Source organism: Mycobacterium sp. 852014-52144_SCH5372336 (genome assembly GCF_001665615.1).
Lineage (GTDB): Bacteria > Actinomycetota > Actinomycetes > Mycobacteriales > Mycobacteriaceae > Mycobacterium > Mycobacterium neumannii_A.
Map to the genome: position 1 here is coordinate 40909 of NZ_LZSW01000019.1, position 25871 is coordinate 66779.

Here is a 25871-nt window from a genome sequence, read left to right on the forward strand (position 1 = left end):
GAGGTGCTGTGACGAAGACGATTGTTGATGTCCCGGTCGAAGTAAACGAACCGTCACTCTTGATGCGGGGATGGCGGGCCATCGAAGCCCGCGCAAGGGTCACATCTGATATGTGGCATACCTTGTCGCTGTCGACGACATTTGAGTTCTCTGAACGAGAGTGGTCCGCGCGCTACACAGATTCTGACCGGTTAGCTCCAGTGGTTCTCGAGATAAGCAACCCAAGGCTTGGGGAAACACGTTATGTCAATCTCTACCTGCCGAATCCGACAGATGTGCGTGCAGGGAAAGTCAGGTCATCGATATCTGACACGATTGCCTACGACATTCCTAACTTCCGCGCACTCGATCTACAACTGAAACTCACATGTTTTGACGACGTAGATGTGAGTGGCCAGATCGCACCGCTGCCTAAGCTTGTTCGTACTCTCGCGGCGGACTTTGAAGAGAGCTCCATGCTATTGGATGCTTTTGACATTGAACTCGACGTGGACGCTTACATTGGCGGCAGCGATGAGATCAACGAGGCAGTCGTTTGCATTCGGGGACAACTGACTCCGGCCTCCTACGGAAAGCTCGTCGAGGTGACTCACCGCCGCGACGAGTGGCGGGATGAGGGTGAATTCGATATCCCGCTGCCCAACGTCGAAGTCGATATCCTCGACGACACAGATTTCCTGTTGACCAGACTCGATGCCTATCACCTCATGAGGCTCGAGGGAACTACAGACGGCGCCGTTCCAGATAGACCGGCTGAGTGGCTCGATTACCTAACGATAGGGGTCGACGAGCTGGCGGGCGAGCCTACCAAAGTGGTTGTGCGGCTGGTGGACCAGTGATGTCCGCAGACGATCCCGCTTCCAAGCGAAAAGTGACGTACCAAGAACTGCTCGAGATTCGTGAGAGACAGTGGCGCCCGCGCGCGGAAGCGGTCTCACTCGCGGCAGAGACGCTTGATTCGATCCCCGTCCATCGACGTGAACAAGCGCTGGAAGCCTTCGGCCGCTTACACGACAGGTTTGGCCCCGGAAGTGCCCGGGAGAGATTGCTGAGACGTTATCCCGCGGTACATGTTCTCGCAACGGCTGGCGTTGCCGCCGAGCACTACGAGCGTGGCACCTTCTGGCCGAAGCTGATCGCGGTACTGGATATCGCGCCCGATCCGGCATTTCAATCAGCATGGGGAGACGCCTTTCTCGACAACCTTCGAACGCTCGGTTTACCCACCTTTGAGAAGGATGATGATGCAGGGTCAAGATATGTGGGACGCATCTTGCTCCACGCCGGCATCCCGACATACTGCCTAGCAGACTTTTTCCGCATCCTGTCGTGGAAACGCAGTCATACTCCAGGTCTGACACCGGAGGAGTTCGTTTCCTGGGCGGCTGCGAAGGCTGCCGGCCCTGGCTTCCAAAGCCTGGATATGCCGGTGCAGCGGTTCGTGCGTTACGGCGACGAATTCGCCGTCGATGTCGCGGATCGAGCTTTCGAACTTCTTGATGCCGTTGCCGCGGGAGCTCCTCATGACGAGGTCCTACTGCCGCAACGATTCTGGACTGTGGCGCAAGAACTAGTCGACAGGAGCGGAATCGAACGGCCAGCGGACCACCGGCCGTCGGACACCGCCAAGATTGATATTCGTCCGCGTTTAGTGCTGGACCCCTTCGGCCTCGGCTTATTGTTGAGATTGCCGCCAGTAGGGGATGCGCCGGACGGAAGAGCGGTCTGGGTCGTCAACCTCGATGATGTCGTGCAGCGAGTCGCCACGGAGTCGTTATGGCCGGGCTCTACTGAACCGGCACCACAAACCGACGTAGCGATCACCAAGCCGGTCCGCATGGCCTCAGTTGCTCTAGCGGGAAGCGAGCATCTGCAACTGCCTGTGCTTGTCGTGAACGACGAAGATCCACTCTTGGTGTTTAGCGAGGATGGCGAGCTACTTCCCAACGGATTGCCACTGCCAGCAACAAAATTGTGGTTGCTATTTCCGGGTGAACCTGAGTCTCTCCAAGTGATGGGTACGATTCCAGTTCTGGCCGAAAGCCCCCTGCCACCCCGCTGGTCCGGTTTCTCCCTAGTGCAAGTAGATCTATCGGGCATCACAGCAGTCTCGGTCGGTGGAAGCACCCGCACCGTACGGAAGTTTGAATCGGCACGAGTGGAGACAGCCCTACCTGTCAGGGGTCTTCGCACGACAAGCGGTCTGCCAGTCGTCGCTCAGTTGCCTCGCCTCTCCATTCCGAGCAGCATGGCCAATTCTGTTTGGGATGTCACGTTGCATGACAGCGCAGGAGAGGTGATCGCGCGTACACGACTTAACGGCACTGAAGATCCAAATAAGATCTGGGACGAAGTACCTCGGCCTGTAGTAGGCACATTCTCGATCCGCATTCGCGGACCTTGGGGCCGCGGAGCAACTAGATCTTTCACTGTGGTCGAGGGTGTTTCGGTTTCGTTCGCACCGGCATGGCGCCGATTCGTATCCGGCGGTCTACAACCGTGCATCGCTCAGGTGCGAGCAGCAGACGGAATTAATCTGTCACGTAGGCAGCTGGAATTCAGCCAACGTGACCGTGAGCAGACGCTTCGCGTTGGGCTAGACTCGAAATTCCGGTCCTTGGTGGTCTCGCCGCCGCACATGACGGTCGCTTACCAAACCGATGCTTTCACCATCAACCCGTCGGTGAGACCTCTGACGTTAATGCGCGAGGATCTCTGCGATAGTCCAGGCGAACTGATCTTGGACATCGGCGCATCAGCTCAGCCGGTATTGCATTTGATTGCCGGTGGCCGAACATTTCAGACGCTTCAGGCTCGCTCCGCGCGAGCAGGCGTATACCACTTCAACCTCGCAGGAATCGTCGATACGCTCCGAGATCAACCGCACGCCAGCCTTGCGTTGAGCGATGACGGTGAACTCGTCGTTGCTACCGTTCGGCCACGAGTATTGTTCGGCAGTATCGAGCTTGATTCTAGAGAGTTGAAGTTCACAGACTGCGTAAACCTCGACGGCTTGACTGCGTATGTCTTCCCCACTCGAGCGCCATGGATCGAGCCGGCGTCTCTACCCATCGCCGATGGAAAGGTATCTTTGCCTGACTGGCTGATCGATGCCGGTCCCATGCGAGTGGTGGTCCGAATCGAGGATCCATGGGTTCCGCTGCCCATGCCTGAATGGCCACAGCCCGGCACCTCAACGTTCGTGGACGCAGACGGATGGGTCATTGGAAATGATCAGGAAGAAACCGCCGTCTCGATGTTCTTGGCTGGAATCTCGCAACTGCCGGAACGCATCACAGATTTTGTGAGGTTGTGGACTACTAGGTCCCACCTGTCCGCGCTAGGCCTCGGCTCTCGCGTCGAAGAGGTATCGAAAGCGATTGATGCAGCGGTGTACCGAGAACCCGCAGCTGCGCTCGGCGCTTTGACCAATGCCGAGGTGAGTGGCGACTCCATCCCATGTCTGATGATTCGCACTGGTCTAGCGTGGGCGAACCTAGCTGATGCGCATGAAAACGCCGCTCCGCCGTGGACGATGCGAGGTGCAATACCTGCCGCTCTACTTTCTGCCGCTGACTCGGTCTGGTCCGACGAGGAGATCGAAGCTGCGATCAGCATCTGTGGTGAATCTGTAAACGGACTCCTAGACGGATGCGATCCACATCCCACCGCCGGAAGGATGGACGAGTCAGCGGACCTGCTGGATCAGGAGCCGAGTCTCCGCGAGCAGTACATCAAGCAAGCGAGTCTCATCCCAAATGGGTTACTCTCCGCAGAATCCCGGGTCCTCGCTGCGATGGAACTGGTGGAGAAGCGGCGGCATCCATCGTTGGAATGGTTGATGAAGCATGCCCATAGTGTGCTCCGTGAAGGCGAGAGGTTAATCCGCATCATTGGAGATCCCGCGACACAGGCTGCGTTTGATGCCCGGCGCCATCATGCGCGGTCCGGCGGCTGGCACGTCGTTCCCGCCATCTCGATGGCGTTGGCTCTAGGCGCGCGTCACGCATCACGAGGTCATGTTGAAGCTACGAGGTGGATGATTCGTGAGCAACGGCCCTGGGCGGACCTCGCGGCCGTGGTGCCGCAACTCGTCACTATCGATCTGATTATCGCTGAACTCGTCGTGGGCCGACGGGCTGGTAAAGAAGAAGAGATGGAATCGGCATGACCCTAAGCATCGACGCTGTATCAACCTCAGAGGAGATTAAGGCGACTTATCGCCGCTACTTATCGTCTTTACTGGCTGTACGCGACCCGAAAATTGATGCTGCACTTAGGGAAGCGATCGACGGCACGGACATGTTAGATAAAGGTCCCTACCTCGAAGCGACGCCGCCATACGCCCCTGGTAAATCATTGCGCGAACTCATCGCGGAGGGCATTCTCGCTGACAGCTTCGGAGGTCTGGAGAGCGATGCACTACCGCTCAGTCGACCGCTCTATGTGCACCAAGAGCATTCGATCAGGAAGGCGGCGGCCGGACGGAATTTCGTGGTGGCCAGCGGAACTGGATCGGGTAAGACGGAATCCTTCCTGATACCGATTCTCGACAGTCTCACCCGCGAGCGTGAGAGCGGAAACCTCGGGCCCGGCGTACGGGCACTCCTGTTGTACCCCATGAATGCCTTGGCTAATGACCAAATCAAGAGACTGCGACACCTGCTAGCGAGTTACCCAGATATCACCTTCGGGCGCTACACCGGCGAGACGGAGTCGGATCCGCTTAGAGCCCGAGAAGCGTTTGCAGATCTGAATATTGGCGAACCATTGCTACCTAATGAGATTTTGAGTCGGCAAGAGATGCGAGAGCGTCCGCCGCACCTGTTATTGACGAACTATGCGATGCTTGAGTACTTATTGCTTCGGCCGCTTGACATGGATCTGTTTGCTACCGGAGCAGAATCAAAATGGCGTTTCATTGTCGTTGATGAAGCGCACGTCTACGACGGAACACAGGGCGCCGAGATTGCAATGTTGTTGAGGCGCGTACGCGATCGCGTAGCGCCGCACCACGCAATCCAATGCATCGCGACTTCCGCAACAGTCGGTGGCGACAGCGACCCCAGCGCCGTAACTCGATTCGCATCGAACCTTTTCGGCCAACCCTTTGAATGGGCTCAAGAGGACCCGGCGCGTCAGGACGTTGTCATGGCGCAGCGTGTCGAAGCCCCGCCAGGCCCATACTGGGGGCCGTTGTCCGGAAGCGAGTACGAAAAGCTGGCCAATGCATTCGAGCCCAATTCCGCAGTGCTCGAGGCCGCGCTCGAGCTAGGTTGGCCGGGCGCGAGTGAGGAAGGGATGACGGCAGCGACGGCTCTGTCGCATGAGAAATCACTATCCGTAATGCGTTCGATGCTCGCAAAGGGACCTCAGACGTTTACGGCTGTTGCGTCGGCGACGTTCGGAAACACAGCCGACGGAGCAGCTGGCCTTGCCGCAATGGTGGATCTCGCAAGCTCATTGAAGGAACCGGACGGAACAACACCGCTGTCGGCTCGTTACCACCTGTTCCTGCGAGCAACCGAAGGCGCATTCACATGCCTATCGCCGCAGGGTCCGCATGTTCATTTGGCTCGGCATGAAGTATGCCCGGATTGCGACGCACCGGTATTCGAGATCGGCTCGTGCAAACGTTGTGGAGCTGTCCACGTGTACGGCACGCCAACGGCGGAAGGCGGGTGCGTGCGCCTGAGGCCGCGCAAGGCTGGTAGCAAAGGAATTTGGCTTGTCCTGGGTGATCACGATGGGCTTGATGACGAAGATGAAGCGGCCGTGGTTGACGATGGGGCCGAAGTATCGGGCGATGAAGCGAAGCTGTGCACAAAATGTGGCGCCCTCGCACAGGCGGGCGAGCAGTCTTGCGGCACCTGCAGTGCCTCTGACCTGCGCCCCGTCCGCAAACTCAAGCAACGGGGCGAGGAAATCGCGGGATGTCTTGTTTGCGGTGCGCGAGGAGCAGCGACAGTTCGCATGTTCGAGACCGGCTCTGATGCCAGTGGTGCCGTCATCACGACTGCCCTATACCAAAATCTTCCTGTTGCGGATGATCCACACGGAGCGATGTCGCCCGGTGAAGGGCGGAAGCTATTGGCTTTCAGCGATAGTCGACAATCGGCCGCATACTTTGCACCGTACCTCGAAGATTCCTACGCAAAGCTGCAACGCCGCCGTCTGATATCGCAGGGCATGCTGGCAGCGCACGCCGACGAAGAGGCAGTAGCGGTCGAGGACGTGGTATTCAAGACACGTGCGAAGGCCGCGGCCGTCAAACACTTTCCGGGCCGGATGACCGCACAGCAGTCGGCGCGAATCGTCGCACCATGGGTGATGGCTGAGGTTCTAGCCACCGACGACCGTCAGTCATTGGAGGGCCTCGGGCTCATTAGCGTTGAGCTCTACCGCGATCCGACCTGGCGCGCGCCAGCGCCGCTTCTTCAACTCGGCCTCACAGAAGACGAAGCATGGGCCTTCCTTCAGGAACTGGTACGAACGCTCCGGCAACAAGGGGCGGTGACGATGCCGGAGGACGTACCGCCAAATGATGAGATTTTCGCGCCCCGGCTTGGTCCTATCCGAGCACGCCTGTCAGGACCGGAAGCGATTCGCAAGGTTCTGTCCTGGTTGCCAGGCCGGGGGACAAACCGTCGAGTCGATTACACCCGCAGAATAGTAGCTGCCCTCGGTCGGGAAGCGGACGCGGAGACAATGTTGAAGGGTGTCTGGGAGTTTCTGACCCGAACGGAGACTCCGGTGGATTGGCTGACTAGCACCACTGAGTCTGGTCTAGGTCGGGTTTATCAGATCGATCATGAGTGTTTGCGGCTGAAATGGGTGAACGCCGAAGCGCCGGTTTATCAGTGCAGGATTTGCCGGCGCGTGACGTCGTTCTCCGTGCGTGGAGTCTGTCCTGCGCTGGGATGCGAAGGTTCGTTACAGGAATTCGTTCCGCCACTAGAAGGTGACCGCGACCACTACCGGACGTTGTATCGGTCGATGAATGCGGTTCCGATGGCGGCCAAAGAGCACACGGCTCAATGGGTTAACACTGAAGCAGCATCGATCCAACATCAGTTCGTACGCGGCGAGATCAACGCACTCTCCTGTTCAACCACGTTCGAACTTGGCGTCGATGTCGGTGAATTGCAGGCTGTAATGCTGCGGAACATGCCGCCAAGCACGGCCAACTACCTCCAGCGAGCTGGGCGAGCTGGACGGCGTTCAGGTGCGGCGGCTCTGGTCGTGACTTATGCGATGCGCCGATCTCACGATCTCACGAGGTTCAACGAGCCCGAGGTGATGATCGCTGGACACGTACGGGCACCGTATGTGCCCCTGAAAAATGCGCGGATCGATCGCAGGCACGCGCAGTCGGTCGCGATGGCCGCTTTCTTTCGATGGCTGTTCGAGACCACAGGCCGTATCGACCGGAAGGCGGGAGAATTCTTCCTGCACCAGGGTGGCAACGAGCCCTCGGTGAGCCTCGTCAGTGGCTTCCTGACTCCTATCCCGGCAGAGATCACCCAAGCTCTTACTCGGATCCTTCCATCCGACGTTGCGGCGGAGTTGCACGTCGAAAGCGGTGACTGGGCAGGCCTGCTCATCGACCATCTCGAACTGGTACGCAAAGAGCTGGACGACCAGGTCAACGCGATGCGTGACTTGGAGCAAAGGGCGTCTACCGAGGGTAAGCATTCGCTGGCTCAGCGTTATCAGCGTGTCGGTAAGACATTGCGTGAACGGGACCTGCTCGGGTTTCTGGCGAATCGAAACATCCTGCCTAAGTATGGTTTTCCTGTTGATTCCGTCGAATTACGAACAAACTTTGGTACCGGCAAATCCAAAGGCGGATTGCTCGACCTCAGCCGAGATCTCTCGCAGGCGATCTACGAATACGCCCCGGACGCAGAAATCGTTGCGGGAGGAAATCTTTGGATCTCGCGAGGCATCTATCGGCTACCAGGCCGCGACCTACTCGAGTACTACTACCACGTGTGCAAACGCTGTGGCGGATTCCGCTACGGCATTGAATCGGCAGATGAGAAATGCCAGTACTGCGGCGAGGTCGCACAGAGTGCGGTGCGACGACTCACGATCCCCGAGTTTGGTTTCGTCGCGGCACCCGAGCCGACGAAGCCGGGACCTCGCCCGCCTCGACGGACATGGAGTGGAGACGTTTACGTTCTTGCCCAACCGCCAGAAGTCCGTTCCTACACGAAACAACTTCGCGGCGGTTCGGTCATAGTTAGCTCTGGACCGCGGGGCCGGCTCATCGCCTTGGCCGACGGGCCGAACAAGATGGGGTTCTGGATTTGCGATTGGTGTGGCCACGGTTCGCAACGGGTCAAGAGCCCGCAGAAGCCGCCGAAACACAACCATCTGCTGAAGAACCAGCCTTGCTCGGGCCCGCAGCGGCTGCTTGATCTTGCTCATTCGTACGAGACGGATCTGCTCTCGATCGACGCCGATGTGTACGGGGTTCATCCGACGCATTCCGCTTGGTTGTCGGCGATGTACGCGATCGTCGAGGCTGCGTCGGAGACGCTGGAGATAGCACGCGAGGACATCGGAGGCTCGCTGACGCCGGCTGGTGCGGACCGGTGGTCGATCACGCTTTTTGACGCCGTGCCGGGCGGCGCAGGACACGTGCTCCAAGTTGAACAGAACCTCGAGAGGGTGATGCGCGTTGCACTCCGGCGCGTCAGTGAGTGTGAGTGCGGACCGGAAACCTCGTGCTATGGCTGTCTTCGTAGCTACCAGAACCAGCGCGATCACGACTACCTCTCACGCGGTGCCGCCGAACAAGTTCTGCGGAGGCTGGTCGAGAACCAGGGCGAGGTCGACGTTCAGATCACGGAGGAAGCGATACCGGACTCGGTGCCAATGGATTGGGTGCCGGTTTACCGGTCAGCGGTCGGGTCGGAGCGAGAGATGGTTCTCGCTCTTGCCGAAGCGGGCGTAGTCCGTCCGGAGCTCGGCTTCGAAAGCGCAGGTGGCATCCCCATCTCGATTGCCTGGCCCGACCGGCTCATCGCCTGCGAATTTGGGCTGGAGGCAGCCGATCGCGCCGAGCTGGAGGCCGAAGGTTGGAGGGTGCTCACACTCAAGGAATTGTCGGGACAGCTCGCGGGTGCTGGAGGTCGGCGATGAACGATGTGCGAACTGGCGGGCGGCGATTACTCCCGTATGCGCATCGGAGCTCCCGACCGTCGCTAATGTTTGTGTTCAAAAGCGTCTTGGGGGTGTTTTCGACAATCATCGGGTGGACATGCAGTGCCTAGATACAAGTTTCGCTGGTCGAACCTGCCGACATCGCTTCTCGACGAGCTTTGCCACGGGCTCTTCGAGAACATCGACGGGCTGGACCCATGCGATGTACTCCAAGACGCTTACGGAGCGCGCCCAACCGAGGACTTCGTGGTTGAAGCATGGGACCTGCTTCGTGAGGAATGGCTGCACCACGACAAGCCGTCTCGAGAACAGGTGGTCGAGACTCTTCGCGAACTCCGAGATGAAGATGGGCAGATTACGAATCGCCGCGCTCAAATGGAGTATTTGCGGGAGCTTAGGAATGCCAAGACGTTGCGAGCCGTCGTGCTGCAGACGTTCATCGAATTGGGTGAAACGGAGCGCGACGAAAAAGAACTCGAATTGGATGGCGATCCAACACCCCCGCCAGCATCCCCAGCGCCGCCCAAGCCTCGTCCGCCAGTAGACCTTCCCGGAGAAGATGTGACCGCAGCCGTGACTGCAGCGCCCCGCGCCGCGACGTTCAGCGCCGCGCCGGGCTCCGTCGTGCTGGTCCGCGACGCCGAGTGGCTGGTGACCAAGGTCGAGCAGGCCACTGACGGCCATTTCGTACATGTCCTCGGTCTGTCAGAACTGGTGCGCGACACCGAGGCGACGTTCTCCACCGCGATCGACGAGGTCGTCACGGTCGATCCCGCGCAGGTGTCCGTGGTGCCGGACAACTCGCCCGGCTTCAGACGGTCACGACTTTGGTTGGAAGCGACACTTCGCAAAACGCCGGTGGCCGCCGCGTATTCGGAGCTATCGGTCGCTCGCCAGGGCTTGAGCAATCCGCTCGACTACCAGTTCAAGGCCGTCCGCAAAGCACTCGACCCGGACAAGCTCCGGCCCCGCATCTTGCTCGCCGACGCGGTCGGGCTGGGCAAGACAATCGAGATCGGGATGATCCTCGCTGAACTGGTGCGCCGAGGCCGAGGCGAGAGGATCTTGGTCGTCACGCCCAAGCATGTGCTCGAGCAGATGCAGATGGAGCTATGGACGCGGTTCGCGCTGCCGTTCGTGCGGCTCGACTCCACGGGGATTCAGCGGATCCGGCAGATCCTGCCGGCCAATCGCAACCCGTTCACTTACTACAAGCGAGTCATCATCTCGATCGACACCCTCAAGAGCGACCGTTACGTCGCGCATCTGCGCAAACAGCTTTGGGACGCCGTCGTCGTCGACGAGTCGCACAACGTCACCAACTCCGCATCGCAGAACAACCGCCTGGTCCGGCTGCTCGCTGAGCGCACCGATGGGCTGATTCTGGCATCGGCCACTCCGCACAACGGCAAGGCCGAGTCCTTCGCCGAGCTGGTCCGCATGCTCGATCCGTCGGCGGTGAACCCAGCCGGAGAACTCGACCTTGATCAGGTGGCCAAGCTGGTGATTCGCCGTCACCGCCACCACGCGGACGTCGCCGCTGAGGTGGGCTCGGACTGGGCGAAACGTCAGCCGCCTCGCAATATCGCCGTAGCGGCCTCCCCAGCCGAAGACGCGATCGCGCGCGAACTCGAAGAGGTGTGGCTGTGGCCAGAGGCAGGCGCCTCGCCGTACTCGGGGAACAACGCCGCATTGTTCCCGTGGGTATTGGCCAAAGCTTTCCTGTCGTCGCCGGCGGCGCTGGCGGAGTCGATCAAAGAGCGGATGCGCCGCCTCGACGCTGACGAGCCCAAGGCGGTCAAGGAGCGGGTGGTCCTGCAGCGGTTGGCGGAACTGACCGACCAGGCGCTAACCGCGGGCTCGGCCAAGTATGACGCGCTGCTGAAACATCTGAAAGGGATCGGGGTGTCCCGCACCGGCGACCGCCGCGTGGTGGTGTTCGCTGAGCGGGTCGCCACCCTGAACTGGTTGGCCAAGGCTGTCATCGGTGATCTCAAACTGGCCGCGGACCAGGTGGCCGTTCTGCATGGCGGTCTCAGCGACCAAGATCAACAGCAGATCGTCGAATCGTTCAAGCTGGAGTCCTCCCCGATCCGTGTGCTGATTACCGGTGACGTCGCTTCCGAGGGCGTCAACCTGCACACCCACTGCCACCAGCTAGTGCACTACGACATCCCGTGGAGCCTGATCCGCATTGAGCAGCGCAACGGCCGCATCGACCGCTACGGGCAGCGGCACCGTCCGGAGATCACCGCTCTGCTGCTAACCCCGTCGACCAACCGATTCAGCGGTGACATCCGGGTTCTCACCCGGCTCGTCGAGCGCGAGCACGAGGCGCACACGGCGCTGGGCGACGCCGCTTCGCTGATTGGCACTTACGACGTCAAAGCCGAAGAGGAGGCCATCCGCCAGGTGCTCGCGGGCAGCGCCGAACTCGAGGCCGTCGTACGCAGTGTCGACGAGGTGACCAAGTCCGGCGGCTTGGACGCCTTCCTGGCGGGGCTAGCTACAGGCACCATCCCCCAAACTAGCGGCGAACCAGCTCCACCTCAGCCCGCCGACTGCGCCGGTGTCTATGACTCGGACTTCGGCTTCCTCGCCGATGCGGTTTCCGAATTCGTCACCACTCCGCAACTCCCGCCACCCAACGGCATCAAATGGCATGTGCACGAACTACATTCGATTGCAACCCTGGTGCCGCCCGCCGACCTCCGACAACGACTACAAGTGCTTCCGCAGTCCTACCTGCGGGACCGCAAGGTGGTCGAGAGCTTCAAGCTCGCGCTGACGCATGCGCGTGGTGAGGAGGAGCTCGTCCAGGCGCGTACCGGCACGTCACACACCACGTGGCCCGAAGCGCATTTCCTGGCGCCGCTGCACCCGGTGATCGAATGGGCCGCCGACCGGGCGCTCGCCGAACTGAGCCGCGACGAGATCTTCGCCGTCCGTGGTGAGGTGAACTACCCGACGGTGCTGGTGCTGGTGACGCAGTCGAACCTGCGTGGCCAGGTTGTGGCGGCGTCCTACTACACCGTCGAGTTCCCCGATCCGGCGCAACCAACCATCGGGATGGCCACCCCACATGCTGGCGCATACGACGCGATCGCGGCGCTGCGACTGGCAGACGTCAACGCCGGTGACCTCGCCGACGTCGCCGACCTGCAAAAGCTGGTCGCAACGGCGGTATCGGTGACCGATGCCGCAGCCGATCAGCACGCTGAGGCGATCCGCGCCGACACCGCGCAGCGGATCCAGGACTGGATTGAACGCACCCAACGCTGGAAGATGCAGGCGCAGAACATGACTCAACACAGTGCGCTTCGGCAACGCACCCGGCGCATCGACGATGAGCAGGCACTGGCGCAGGACATGAACCCGGACCGTCGCTTGGTGCGGCCACTGATCGTGGTGGTACCACTCGACTTCAGCCGCGCAGAGTAGGGATCGACATGGCTACGTCAGACGCTCTTGTCCTTGGCGAGGACTTTGTCAGCGAGCACTACTTCACCACCGACGCACGATCGCAGTCGTTCCAGGCTAGGGTGAATGAGCGACGCAAGGCGTGGGACACCGAGCGCGAATCCGGCCAGACAAACCCTCGCTCGCGCTACACCGAAGCCCGTGGTGAACTGGAACGCGCGTTCATCGGTCTGGCGGAGAACGCCGACACAGAAGTACTCGACGCCTTGTACGCTCGGCTACGGGAGATTCTCGGCTTTGACAACGAGATCCGCTGGGAAACAGAGCGTATCGGCGGAGGCGACGACGAAACCGGTCCCGTCCTCGCGGTCCGCACCCGCGGGTTGACGGGACCGGCGCCGCTGGTGATCGTGGAGGCGCGCGGCGCATTGGCGCTGGAAGATCTGCTCGCCAAGGACGAGAAGACCCTGTTGCGCAGCTTCCACACAGAGGATGAGGAAATCGCCTCGACGGCACGATTGCTGTCGCATGTGTTCGTCGCTGAAGACGCACCGCAGTTCGCCCTTGTCCTGGCCGGTGATCTCGGACTGATCACCGAGCGCGAACGCTGGCCCGAGGGCCGCTATCTGGCTGTCAATCTGCAAGTCGTCGGTGAACGCAATGACGACAAGCGTGGCGGCGAGATCGATCGGGCGCTGACGTGCCTGGCCGCCGACTCGTTGGCCCCCGACGCCGAGGGCAGCATTTGGTGGTCGACGGTGGTCGAGGAGTCGATTAAGCACACCGTCGGTGTCTCGGAGGACCTGCGCGAGGGTGTGCGGCTTTCGATCGAGATCATCGCCAACGAGGTGGTGACTCGCCGTGCTGCGCAGGGACTTTCGCCGCTACCGGCCGAGCAAGCTCAGCCGCTGGCCCGCCAATCGCTGCGGTTCCTGTACCGGATCCTGTTCCTGCTCTACGCCGAAGCTTCCCCCGAACTCGGCGTGCTGCCGGTCGGCGAGCCCGCCTACGAACAGGGATACAGCCTCGACCGGTTGCGGGAGTTGACGCTCACCGAGTTGGTCACGCCCCGTGGCCGTAGCGGAAGCCATCTCTATGAGTCGCTGCGGGTGCTGTTCGAGTTGGTGGACCGGGGTCACGAGGGCGGCGGTGACGAGCCGGTCGCCGCCGAGGGATTGACGTTCCGCTCGCTGCGCGCTGATCTGTTCAAGCCCGAAGCCACCGCGCTGATCGACGAGGTGAAGCTCGGCAATGCCGCACTGCAGCAGGTACTGCGTCACCTGTTGCTGAGCAAGGAGTCCAAGGGCCGCGACCGCGGCTTCATCTCCTACGCACAGTTGGGCATCAACCAACTCGGCGCCGTCTACGAGGGGCTGATGAGCTACACCGGCTTTTTCGCCACCGAGGACCTCTACGAGGTCGCCAAGAACGGTGACTCCTCGAAGGGGTCGTGGGTGGTACCGGCCACACGAATTGAGGGCATCTCGGAGAACGATTTCGTCCGCGTTGTGGACGAGGACACGAAGGAGAGCAAGCCGGTGGTGCACCGGCGCGGCACCTTCGTCTTCCGGCTGGCCGGCCGCGAACGTCAGCAGTCGGCGTCGTACTACTCGCCCGAAGTGCTGACCCGATTTGTCGTGGGTCAGGCGCTCGAGGAACTGCTCGACAAGAACGGCCAGAAAACGCTCGCCCGCGACATCCTCGACCTCACAGTCTGCGAACCCGCCTTGGGCTCAGGGGCATTCGCGGTTGAGGCGGTGCGCCAGCTCGCTGAGGAGTATTTGTCTAGACGGCAGCGTGAACTCGATGAACGCATCGATCCCGACAAGTACGCCGAGGAACTGCAGAAGGTCAAGGCCTACATTGCCCTGCACCAGGTGTACGGCGTGGACCTCAACGCGACCGCGGTCGAGTTCGCGGAGATCTCACTGTGGCTGGCGACGATGGGGAAAGATCTCGAAGCGCCCTGGTTCGGGCTGCATCTGCGGCGGGGTAACTCGTTGGTCGGCGGTCGGCACGCCATCATCTCGGCTGCAGCGTTGCGCGAAAAAGGTTGGCTGCAAGTGACCCCGGTCGACGCGCCGCTATCCACTCTGGGCGGGGACCTTTCCGGCGGAGTGCATCACTTCCTGTTACCGACCGATGGTTGGGGCAGCACCGTCGACGCTAAAGAAGCCAAGGACTTGGCACCCGACGCGTTGGAGCGTGTCAAGGAGTGGCGGAAGTCGCTACGGCCCAAGCTTTCCAAGACGCAGGTGTCAGAGCTTGCAGCACTCGCTCGCCGAGCGGATCGGCTATGGCAGTTGGCGCTGCGGCGACTGGAGATTGCCGAATCGCAGGTCCGCCGGAAGATCGCAGTTTGGGGAGCCGAGGGTCTGCCGTCGGGCGGCGCAGTAACCCGCGAGCAGATCCAAGCATCACTTGATGATTCGCGTGGTGCGTATCGACGATTGCGCCGGGTGATGGATGCGTGGTGCGCGTTGTGGTTCTGGCCGCTGACGGACGAGATCGCCACTGTGGACGGCGAACACGTATCACCACCGACCCTCGCGCAGTGGATCGACGCGGTGCAGCAGCTGCTGGGCACTGAGCTCAAAGTTCGCGTCCGGGATGCCGATCAGTACAGCCTCACCGACATTGACGACTGGAACGAGCTGGAAGTCGCTGAAGCGAACGACCTTGCGTTCGCGCAGGCGAAGGATCCTGCCTCCGTGGTTGAGGCCCATCCGTGGCTGGTGGTGTGTGAAAGGCTCGCGGAACGCCACGGGTTTTTCCATTGGGAGTTGGACTTTGCGCCAGTCTTCGCGCGTGGAGGCTTCGAGTTGCAGGTCGGCAATCCGCCGTGGGTACGGCCAGATTTCGAGGAGAATGCGGCGCTGGCCGAGTTCGACGTCAGTTGGGCGCTCGAGGCTAAGGTCACGCCTAAGAGAGCGACGCGGCTCAAAGAAGAGACTTTATCTCGACAAGAGGCGCACAGGTTTTTCCTTGACGAACTAGCAGCCGCCGTAGGCAGTCGCGCGTTCCTGTCCGACTCGGCTAACTATCCGCACCTGATCGGCCTCAGAGCGGATCTGTACCGCTGCTTCATGGAGCAGACTTGGCGAAACATGTCTTCGGCGGGCATCGTGTCGCTTATTCATCCGGAAACACATTTCACCGACGAAAAGGCCGCGGTGCTGAGGGGTGCCACCTATTGCCGCCTGCGCCGGCACTGGCAGTTCGTCAATGAGCTGCAATTTTTCGAGATAGACCACCACGTCGCGTATGGGATCCACGTGTACGGACGACCACGGGATCCTATGTTCCTCAACGCATCTTCGCTCTATCACCCGGACACTGTGGTTCGGTCGCTAATACACGACGGCACCGGCGCGGAGCCGGGTATCAAGGACGCTGAGAGTAGATGGGACCTACGTCCGCATCGCAGCAGAATACTGACTGTAAGCTCAAAAACGCTGCGTGTCTGGCACGCGCTCCTCGAAGACACCGCGATGCCGATAGAACGAGCAAGGATGCTTTATGCGGTGAACGCCGCTTCAGCTCTAGCGCAACAGAAAATTGCGACCGCCACGCGTTTGAACACCTACAACCTCGAGTTTTTCCTTGGACTTGACGAGACGCTGTACCGCCGGACCGGCGTGATAAGGACACAATGGGGCAGGCCAGCTTCTTGGGATGACGTGATTCTTCAAGGCCCGAACTTCCACATCGGCTCCTCGTTCAACAAGTACCCCAACGAAACGATGGCCAACAATCTGGATTACGCGTCAGTCGACCTGGAATCGCTGGGAGACAACGAGATACCAATTACCACGTATAAGCCCGGGTCTGAACGACTTGCCTTCGATAGAGCGAATCCACGAATGCGATCAGATGATACGACTCCGCTACGGAGCTTCTACCGAGTCTTATGGCGCAGCATGGCAGCTAGCACTGGCGAGCGGACGCTCATTCCCTGTGTTGTACCACCCGGGACATCGAATCTGAAACAGAACAGCTACGGGTTTGCATCGCTAGAGAGAGGGCCGGTCGCACTTGTAATCGCAGTCGCGACGCTCTCATCATTAATCGCAGATTTCATGATCCGCGCTGCCCCGAAATCAAGTATTCCCCGCAGCCTGGTTGAGCGACTGCCGGCGTTAGACGTAGGCCACCCGATTGCCGGACTTCTGGCACATCGTGCGGTGCGGCTGAACTGCTTGACATTTGCGTACGCAGATCTTTGGCGCGAATGCTTCAACGCAACAATGCAATCCGACGCTTGGGCCGGCGGGTTGGCCCACACTCGCCGACGACCCCTCGCAGATGTCGGCCCCGCGTGGACACATGACAGTCCGTTGCGTACCGCCGCAGACCGCCGCCAAGCGCTCATTGAGATCGATGCGCTCGTCGCCCTCGGCCTCGGGTTGACCGCCGAAGAATTGTGCACCGTCTACCGCACGCAGTTCCCGGTGCTCTACGGCTACGATCGCAACACCTATCTATACGACACCAACGGCCGAGTCGTGCCGCAGGAAGTCCTCAAGGTGTGGCGCACGAAGGGTGACAACCTGACCGTCGAGGAGCGCACCGCGACCAACCAGGCCGGCAATACCCACACCTACGAGCCGCCGTTCCAGTTCCTCGACCGCGAGGCCGACATGCGCGAAGCCTACGCTGAGTTCGAAAAGCGCTTGCAGATAACGGGATCCGGCTGACCATGGCCGAACTACTCCCCCTCGCCCAGGCCAACAGGATCACTCACAGCCTGCTCGACTATCTCGGCACAACCTTCGCCCTCGCCGATCCCGACGCCCGCCGTGTCCTCGCCGAGTTCCTGTCGCATCCGCAGACCGGCATGTTTCGCGGACCCTACGTGCGCGCGCGGCTTCCGTTCCGGCCTGCTGCCGACGGCTGGCGGAAACATCTCGAGTGGTACGAAGGCTTCCCGCCCTACGGACACCAGGCTGCAGCCTTCGCGCGGCTGAGCAGCTACCGACTTTCCGCAGAGCGGCCGCGCCCGCAACCCACTTTGGTCACCACGGGCACCGGGTCGGGCAAGACCGAGGCGTTCCTGTACCCGATCCTCGACCATGTCCAGCGCGCCAAACGCCAAGGCGTCACAGGGATGAAGGCTCTCATCCTCTACCCGATGAATGCTCTGGCCAACGACCAGGCGCTGCGCCTCACGAGCTTGCTCACCGAGAATGCCGCCCTCGCCGGCGTCACCGCAGCCCTCTACACCGGCGAAGGTGGCGCGCAGCGCACGAAGGTTACCGCTGACGGGCTCATCACCGATCGCGCCGTCATCAGAGACCTTGCACCCGATATCCTGCTCACCAACTACAAGATGCTCGACCAGCTGCTGCTGCGCCCGGCCGACGCCGATATATGGCGCCAAAGCACCCACAGCCTGCAGTACCTGGTTCTTGACGAGTTCCACACCTACGACGGCGCCCAGGGCACTGACGTCTCCATGCTCCTGCGCCGGTTGGGACTCACCCTCAAAAGTCACTGGCAGCCAAGTGATTCGACGCTCACCGATGCGGACTGGCAGCGCCCGCTGGGCCGGATCACACCGGTCGCCACGTCGGCCACCCTCGGCGACGGCGGGGACCCCACGGCCATGCTGCAATTCGCCGAAACCGTATTCGGCGAGACATTCGATCCCGATGCGGTGATCACCGAATCCCGACTCACCTTCGAAGAATGGGCCGCTGACGCCCGCCAGCACATTCAGGCCGACGGGTGGCAGCCTGCGGTGCTCGACGAAGCCCGCGTTGCCGACATCGCCAATTCCGCAGCGGAACAACCGGATCCGTCGGCACGCGCCCTCGCCGTATTGCGCGGCCTGTACGACGGTGGGGACGACACGACTCTGGCGACGGCGATCACCAATGATGACCAACTCGTGCTCGACCTCGTCAAAGTCCATCCCGTCTTCGCCGAACTCGCGGCCAACCCAGGTGCCGCCGCCACCATCGACATCCTTAGCCGCCACCTGTTCGACTACGCCGCCCGCGATGACGTCGACGACGCGGCGCACCGCCACGCGGTGACCAACGCGCTCGTCGACACCCTTAGTCATGTCCGCGCCCGTCACGGCCGCGGAGCCCTGTCCATCGACGTCCACCTATGGGTGCGTGAACTCACCCGCCTCGCCCGCGCCGCAACTGGCTCGCCTCACTTCCTTTGGGAGGACGACGGCGTGCAGCTCGGCGCAGACGACACCGGTGCAACGACATTCCTACCCGCGCTGTACTGCCGGCACTGCAACCGCTCGGGCTGGGGCGTCACACTGGCGCCTACCGGGTGGGATCTCGACGCCGATGACACCACCATCCGGCGCCGCAGACTCCGTAACGACGACCGATTCCGTGCCCTCATCCACGCCCCCGTCGAAGCCGACAAATACGATCCCGCCGACGAAGAGCAGAAGAGCGCACCCTCACGGCTGGCATGGCTGATGATGCCCGAGCGGCGCCTCGAGTTCACCACGCCGCCCGAAGATAAACTCGCTGAGGGCAACGCCCTGCCCGTACTCGTGCACTGCTCGGACACCGCCGGACAGGACTCGGTCAACGACACCTGCCCGTCGTGTCGTCAACCCGACGGAATTCGGTTCCTAGGTTCGGCTATCGCCACCATGCTGTCGGTGTCGCTGTCCACCCTGTTCGGCACCCCCGAACTCGACAGCGCCGAAAAGCGCGCACTCGTATTCACCGACAGTGTCCAGGACGCCGCCCACCGCGCCGGGTTCGTCCAGGCCCGCTCTCATGCCCTGACCCTGCGCACCCTGGCCCGCCAAGCACTCGACGGCGGCGAGACCGACATCGCGTCGCTGGCCCACCGGATGATCGACCTCGCCGGCAACGACCCCGGCGCCCGTTACCGTCTGCTGCCACCCGAACTTGCTGAACGCGAAGCCTTTACCGCGTTCTGGCGGCCCCGCGCCGTCTCCGCCAAGACGCGAAACTTGGTCCGCCGTCGTCTACTGCTCGACCTGCAACTCGAATTCGGATTGCGCTCCAGCGTCGGTCGTACGCTGGAAACAACCGGCAGCGCCGTCGCCCACATCGAGGTCGCCGAATCGGTCTTACGGTCGTGCGCTACTGAGGCACTCGAAGCGGCCGGGGCACAGCTAACCTTCGGCAGAGCCGACGACGCCCGGCAACTCGCGTGGGTCCGTGGCGTCTTGGAGCGGATGCGCAGCCGCGGCGCTATCGAGCACGAGTGGTTCGACAAGTTCCGCCGTGAGGACGGCAATCGATGGTGGGTCACCGGCGGACGACGGCGCGACCAGGGCATGCCAGGCTTCGGCAAGGGCAACTCCGCGCCGGGCTTTCCCGTACTGGGGGGCAGCGTCCGCGACACCGACCTGGAACCAGTCAGCGCGGCGCGGGGTTGGTATCCGATGTGGACGGCCAAGGTGCTCGGGCTCGCTGCGTCGGAAGCAGCGGTGCTCGCCCGACTGTTGTTCACTCGGCTACGACATCGCGATGTCATCGGCGAGGTTGTTACTTCCAGCGGGGGCCAGACTTTTCACCTGCCTGCCACCGCGGTCGTCGCCCGCATAGTGGATGAGACCGAACTCGCGTCGGGGTCGATTTCCCTGATCTGCGATACCTGCCGCAACACCGTGCACAGTTATCCAGCCACCGTCGAACAACTCGATGGGGCGCCGTGTTTGGTTGCCCGATGTGTGGGTGTGATGCGGCGAAATCAGGTGGAGGACAACTTTTACCGGCAGATGTACGCAGCTACCGACGTACGGCGTGTCGTGTCGCGTGAGCACACCAGCCTGTTGCCCGCCGAGACGCGGTTGCTCTACGAGTCTCAATTCAAACAAACCGATCCGCCGCCTGACGCGCCGAATGTCCTAGTCGCGACGCCGACTTTGGAGATGGGGATCGACATCGGTGATCTGTCGGCGGTGCTGCTCTCGTCGCTGCCGCGCACGGTCGCGTCATACCTGCAGCGCGTGGGCCGGGCGGGTCGACTCACCGGCAACGCTCTCGCACTGGCCTATGTGACCGGCCGAGGCGATCAGCTGCCGCGGTTCAGCCACCCCGAGCGCACCATCAACGGTGCTGTCCGCCCGCCGGCCACCTACCTCGATGCCGAGGAGATCCTCCGTCGGCAGTTCACCGCGTCGGTTGCCGATGTGCTGGCCCGGCGGCCGAATGCGCCACACCCGCGCAATACGCCGGAAGCATTGCAATCCAGCGGCTCTGGGAGCTATCTCGGCGCGTTGATCGCGGAGGCCGAGTCCGTAGCCGACGAGCTGGTGGACAGCTTCCTGGCCGGATTCCCGCCGCTGGACGACGACGTGGTCGCGCGACTTCGGCACTTTCCCAAGCCGAATCAGAGCGGAAGCGGGACAAGCGAGTTCGCCCATCGTTGCCTTGTCGCCAGCCAGGCGTGGACCCGCCGGGTGGAGACGCTGTCGCATCGGAAGACTGCCGCCGAGAAAGCCCTGCCGTCGCTTCTGGAGCGCGCGACCTCGCCCGCCGCCACCGACGACGACAAGCGTGAACTGCGCACTGCCCAAGCCTCGGTGCGGCTGATCGCTAAGCAACTAGCCAACCTGCGCTCGGAGTACTGGATCAGCGCAATGGAATCGCTGGGCCTGCTACCGAACTACACGCTGCTCGACGACTCGGTCACGTTGTCGGTGTCGGTGAATTGGCAGAACCCCGAAACGCAGGAGTATGAGCACTCCGAGTTTGAACTTACACGTGGCTCAGCGCAGGCGCTGCGCGACTTCGCCCCCGGATCCACCTTCTACTCCCGAGGTTTCGCGATCGCGATCGACGCGATAGACCTGGGGCCCGAAGGCGAACACGTCCGCGACTGGGCCTGCTGTCCGCGTTGCGGGTTCGCGCGGGAACTCGACCGGCAGGGGGCCCCGGCGCCATCACAATGTCCGCGCTGCGGATCGCATGGCATCGCCGATGTCAGTCAGCGTCTTCCCGTCGCCGAGCTGACTAGCGTGTCAGCGATCATCCGCCGCGAAGAGGCCACAATCGACGACGTCAACGACGAGCGCACCCGAGAACGATTCACGGTGCAGCCGCTGGCCGACATCGACCACGCCAATATAACCAAGCACTGGTTCGTACAGCCCTCTGGCTTCGGCGCTAAACATCTGCGGAATCTGACGATCCGCTGGGTCAATCTGGGCCGCAGTGGCGTCGGTGGCGCCAAACGGTTGGTCGCGGGCAACGAGATTGACGCCACCTTGTTCCGGGTGTGTTCGGAATGCGGCAAGCTTGATACCACCAGCGGGGCGAATCGCCGCAGTGAGCATCGTCCATGGTGCTCCCGGCGGGACGCTTACGAGGAGTCCGCGACCGAAGTGGCTCTCGCCCGTACGCTTGTCACCGAGGGGCTGGTGTTGAGGCTGCCGCAGTCCATCACGTTGGGCGACGGGTTCGCCATACCTTCGTTGTCGGCGGCAGTTCTGCTCGGGTTGCGCGAGCAGATCGGCGGCGATCCCGACCACTTACAGATCGCCACCGTTGTCGATCCCTCGCCGCGCGGGCACACCGAGCAGGCGCTGCTGCTCCACGACATTGTCCCGGGCGGAACGGGCTACCTCAGCGACTTCACCGATCCGGCGACGGTGTGGGATTTGCTCCATCGCGCCTGGCGGGTGGTGCGCGACTGCGGTTGCCGGGAAGATGGTCGGCTGGCGTGCGAGCGCTGTCTCCTGCCATTCGTAGCCCCACCCGACGTCAGGTATACGTCACGGTCGGTCGCCGAGCGCCATCTCGCAAGTCTGCTTCTGGGCAGAGAGATCAAGGCCGGTGAAGACGCGGTCGTCCCCGCATCGATATCATGGACGATCACCGACACCGAACCCGGCATAAACGATCCGGAGTCGAACCTGGAGAAGCGCTTTCGGGTTGTGTTGGCCAAACGACTGAAGGCTCTGGGCGCGGCGATCACCGAGAAACCCACCGCCAGCGGCGTGGCGTGGGACATCGCGCTGGGATCGACGCACCGGTGGACGCTGCGCCCACAGGAATACGTCCTCGGCTGCCAACCCGACTTCATCCTCACCTATGCCGGCGGCGGCATTGCGCCCACCGCGATCTTTACCGACGGATGGCTGTATCACGCGTCGCCCGCCCATAACCGGCTCGCCGACGACGCCGACAAGCGACGTAATTTGCGTGACGCGGGTTATCAGGTCATCGCCGTAACCAACGACGATGTGAATGAAACGCCGCTTTCGTCGCCCGCGCTGCGCCCCGAAGTGGAAGCGGCGTTGCTTTCGACGGCTGGAGATCAACTCTCCAAGGCGATGGTCGGACTGGTGTTCGGCACCGCACTCGACCTGTTGGTGGCCTGGATCCAGCAGCCGTTTCGGGACGCGCGGGAGAGGCTGGCCAACTGGCTGCCCGCGATGGCATTGATGGGCACGAACCAGTCGGGCAAGCGTACTGGCGACGCGGAAGCCCTTGCACAGCTTGCATTGGAGGCCGTCGACGCCGCGACGGTCGAAGAACCGTCTGGCAATACTTTCGTGTGGTCCTTTGGCGGCTTTGCGTTCGCCGTGCGAATGACGGGTCAGCCATTCTCGGCGGAAACCGCGATCTTCATCGACGACAACGATGACGCATTGCACACAGACTCCCGTGACAGCTGGCAGGAGTGGCTGAAGTGGTCGAATCTGCTGAACTTCCGCACGGTGCCGGCTGTGATCACCACACGCCGACAGTTGATGTACGCGACCCCCGAACAGCCGATCACCCCGGTACCCAAGGAGACCATGGAGCCGACGGGCCTGACGGGCGCCTGGCTCGCGGCCTATGAGGAGGCGGACACCGGCGGTCAAGAGTTGATCATCAAGCTCGCCGACGCCGATGTGCCCGCGCCGGATGTAGGCGAAGAGGTCGACGGTATACCGGTCGAATTAACCTGGCCAACTTGGCGTATCGCAGTCGACATCGGCCTTGACGACAGCGAACGGCAAGACTTGGCGGCAGCCGGTTGGACGGTATGTCCGCCCGATATAGACACGCTGAAAGCTGCCCTGCAGAACGGAGGTTCGTAGTGCCCCAGATCATCCTCGGTCCGGGATTGAAGAAACTCGATGGTAGCTTGCAGAAAGCCACTTACGGCTTCCTAACCAAGCTCGCCGCCGATGACACCACCCCGGGTCTGCACATCGAACCGATCAACAACTCCGTTGATCCACGAGCTCGTACCGGGCGCGTCGATATCTCCTACCGCGCGGTCTTGTTCAAACTCCAGGGAAGCCAAGACGAAGCGTCCTATGTCTTCGCAGGAACCTATCCGCACGACGAGGCGATCGAGGTTGCTCAGAAGTCGAGAATCAACATCAACCCGCGCAACGGTGTGGCCGAGCTTATCCCTGTTGACGACGTCGTCGCACCGCCTCCGCTCTCACAGCAAACAACTGCCCCGCCACCCGTTGCGGAGCGCACGGAAAAAAGCCTGCGCGAACGCGAATACACCGTCGACGATCTGACCGATCTCGGTATCGACGCGTCCTTCGCTGAAGGCGCCATGGATCTCGTCGGCGCCGACACTGTGCTCGAATACGCAGAGTCGGCCCCCGCCTTATGGCAGGGCCATGCGCTCATCGACCTTTATACCGGCGAATCGTTCTCAGACATCAAGGCGAAATACCAACTAGAAGAACCAGTTTCAGTTGACACCGCAGACGACGATGCAGTGCTCAAGGCGATGCAGCATCCGGCCGCCAGAATGGAATTCGCATTCATCGAGGATAGTGCGGAGTTAAGGGCGGCCATTGAGAACCCTGACTTCACGGCCTGGCGTATTTTCCTGCACCCCGAACAACGCAACTACACCACCCGCGATACTAATGGGGCTTTCCGCCTCACAGGAGGCGCCGGCACCGGTAAGACCGTGGTGCTGCTGCACCGAGCGCGGGAGCTGCAGCGCCGTAACCCTGCCGCACGCATTGTGCTCACAACCTTCAATCACACGCTCGCCGAGGGGCTAACAGAGCAACTGAAAATCCTTGACTCCTCGATTGTTTTGACGAGCGACTTCGGAAACCCCGGAATCTACGTGGCCGGCATCGACAGCATCGCCCGCAGGGTATTGGCACTTGACACCATGTTGGGCGGTGGAAGCGGCGAACCGGGTCCCGTCGCACGCATTCTCGGTCCGCGAACCGCCGAGGTTTTGAAGGTGACACCGGGTCATGCGTGGAAAGCCGCCGCAGACCAGCATGCCGGTGTGCTTCCCGAAACACTTCGGTCGTCGTCGTTTCTCGAGGCTGAGTACGCCACCGTCGTCCTACCGAACCGGGTAATCACGCGTGACGAATACCTCAAGGTGCGCCGGCCCGGACGTGGTGTGGCGCTCAACCGGTCACGTCGCAACGCCGTGTGGGACATCATTGAGAGTTACCGCGCCAGCGCGGCGGCCGAGGGGTCAACCGATTTCGACGAGAAAGCGCTCATCGCAGCTCAGGTCCTGGACGACTCTGGTGAGCGACCGGCCGACCACGTCCTCGTCGACGAAGCGCAGGACTTAAGCCCAGCGCGGCTGCTACTGGTGCGTGCGCTGGCAGCGCCCGGACCGAATGACTTGTTCCTTGCCGAGGATTCGCATCAACGTATTTACGGTCAGCGGATCACGTTGAGCCGCTATGGGATCAACATCGTGGGACGGTCGCGACGGCTGACCTTGAATTACCGCACTACCCAGGAGAACCTGCGCTACGCGTTGGACATCTTGTCCGGGGAGGAGTACACAAACCTGGACGAGGAAGCGGAGACTACGGCGGGTTATCGGTCTGCGCGGCGCGGCCCAAAACCAGTGGTCGTAGCCGCGGAGTCGTTGACCGATCAGTACGACAAGATACGCGACCTGGTTCGAGGGTGGCTCAACGCCGGCACGGCACCGGAGAGCATCGGCCTACTGGTGCCGACTCGAAAGGATGCCGAGAGCCTGCCCCGGGCCCTCGGCGACCGTGACGTAACGGTGGCGTTCGTGGACCGCGATAAGTCGGGGCCGCCGAAAACACCTGTCGTCATGACGATGCACCGCGCCAAGGGAATGGAGTTCGCGAAAGTCATACTGGCTGGTGTAGGGGAGAAGTCTCTTCCGCGCGGCTATCTTCTCGATTCGGCCCCAGAGGAAGAACGTGAGGACCTCCGGCGCCGCGAGCGGTCGTTGTTGTATGTGGCTGCGACACGCGCGCGCGACGAGTTGATCGTGATGTATGTCGGCAAGCCGAGCGAACTACTGCCGTCCGCCAGCTGAAACGCGGAAGTTCGAGATCAGGTGGAACC

7 protein-coding genes are annotated in these 25871 nt (G+C 61.8%); all 7 read left to right on the top strand.

The annotated features are described in order from the left end of the window. The first annotated feature begins 8 nt into the window (after positions 1 to 8). The 7 genes from A5759_RS03925 (at position 9) to A5759_RS03965 (ending at position 25842) form a co-directional block, all read left to right on the top strand. On the top strand, positions 9 to 839 hold the full coding sequence (locus tag A5759_RS03925; RefSeq protein ID WP_231984536.1) for a hypothetical protein: 831 nt from the start codon (positions 9 to 11) through the stop codon (positions 837 to 839). Next, entirely contained in the window at positions 839 to 4171 is a 3333-nt protein-coding gene (locus tag A5759_RS25825) for a hypothetical protein (protein ID WP_156616802.1), read from the top strand. The genes A5759_RS03925 and A5759_RS25825 overlap by 1 nt, the downstream gene beginning before the upstream one ends. Continuing rightward, positions 4168 to 9150, top strand: coding sequence for a DEAD/DEAH box helicase (locus tag A5759_RS03940; protein ID WP_068194062.1), 4983 nt, complete (start codon positions 4168 to 4170; stop codon positions 9148 to 9150). Before A5759_RS25825 ends, A5759_RS03940 begins: the two co-directional genes overlap by 4 nt. A gap of 594 nt (positions 9151 to 9744) precedes the next feature. Then, entirely contained in the window at positions 9745 to 12612 is a 2868-nt protein-coding gene (locus tag A5759_RS03950; protein ID WP_068194276.1) for a helicase-related protein, read from the top strand. 8 nt (positions 12613 to 12620) lie between these two features. Then, on the top strand, positions 12621 to 17288 hold the full coding sequence (locus tag A5759_RS03955) for a DNA methyltransferase (RefSeq protein ID WP_068194067.1): 4668 nt from the start codon (positions 12621 to 12623) through the stop codon (positions 17286 to 17288). A gap of 2 nt (positions 17289 to 17290) precedes the next feature. Further along, on the top strand, positions 17291 to 23632 hold the full coding sequence (locus tag A5759_RS03960; RefSeq protein ID WP_068194070.1) for a DEAD/DEAH box helicase: 6342 nt from the start codon (positions 17291 to 17293) through the stop codon (positions 23630 to 23632). Further along, positions 23632 to 25842: a 3'-5' exonuclease gene (locus A5759_RS03965; RefSeq protein WP_068194073.1), complete on the top strand. Its 2211-nt coding sequence runs from the start codon at positions 23632 to 23634 to the stop codon at positions 25840 to 25842. The genes A5759_RS03960 and A5759_RS03965 overlap by 1 nt, the downstream gene beginning before the upstream one ends. The last annotated feature ends 29 nt before the right edge of the window (positions 25843 to 25871 follow it).

Bases quoted from the DNA above. Each gene is read 5' to 3' on its own strand.
- A5759_RS03940 (WP_068194062.1), top strand. From the start codon at position 4,168: ATGACCCTAAGCATCGACGCTGTATCAACCTCAGAGGAGATTAAGGCG.
- A5759_RS03955 (WP_068194067.1), top strand. From the start codon at position 12,621: ATGGCTACGTCAGACGCTCTTGTCCTTGGCGAGGACTTTGTCAGCGAG.
- A5759_RS25825 (WP_156616802.1), top strand. From the start codon at position 839: ATGTCCGCAGACGATCCCGCTTCCAAGCGAAAAGTGACGTACCAAGAA.
- A5759_RS03960 (WP_068194070.1), top strand. From the start codon at position 17,291: ATGGCCGAACTACTCCCCCTCGCCCAGGCCAACAGGATCACTCACAGC.